This window comes from Stenotrophomonas koreensis (assembly GCF_001431525.1).
GTDB lineage: Bacteria > Pseudomonadota > Gammaproteobacteria > Xanthomonadales > Xanthomonadaceae > Stenotrophomonas > Stenotrophomonas koreensis.
Window position 1 is genome coordinate 1 of record NZ_LDJH01000047.1, and the last position, 687, is coordinate 687.

The 687-nt window shown below is 64.8% G+C and carries 1 pseudogene; it reads left to right on the top strand.

What is annotated here, in order from left to right:
- Nucleotides 1-131 precede the first annotated feature (131 nt).
- Nucleotides 132-650, top strand: a pseudogene (gene lgt, locus ABB25_RS14040) (prolipoprotein diacylglyceryl transferase); the annotation flags it as partial.
- Between the last annotated feature and the right edge of the window lie 37 nt (nt 651-687).

A 687-nucleotide genomic window follows, 5' to 3' on the forward strand; every position in this document is an offset into this window, starting at 1 on the left:
GCCGCCGGCCGAGGACGGGCAGGCCGGTGAGGGCCTGCAGGACCAGCCGCACCTGCTGTGACCCCCGGCCCTGTCCATTGCCGCAGGATTGACCAACAATAGGCCCCTGTCTGTTCCCCGAGCCTGGCCCGATGACGTATCTGCATCAGATCGACCCGATTGCTTTCTCACTTGGCCCGGTGGCCGTGCACTGGTACGGAATCATGTACCTGTTCGGCTTTGCCGCGGCCTGGTGGCTGGGCAATCGCCGTATCGCCGCCGGTCGTCTGCCAGGGGTCAATGCCGATGCGTTCTCCGACCTGTTGTTCTATTCGATGATCGGCGTGGTGCTGGGCGGGCGGATCGGCTACATGCTGTTCTACACCCCCGGGCTGTTCCTGAGTAACCCCGCCATGCTGTTCCGGGTCTGGGAAGGGGGAATGAGTTTCCACGGCGGCCTGATCGGTGTGCTGATCGCCAGCCTGTGGTGGAGCCGCAAGCACCGGCTGCATTTCTTTGACACGATGGATTTTGTGGCGCCGCTGGTGCCGCTGGGCCTGGGTTTTGGCCGGCTGGGCAACTTCATCGGCGCCGAACTGTGGGGCAAGACCACCGACGGCAGCTGGGGCGTGGTATTCCCGCACAGCCTGCCGGCCGAGCTGGCCGCGCTCCTGTCTCTTCTACACCTCTGACGCTGCCGACGACATG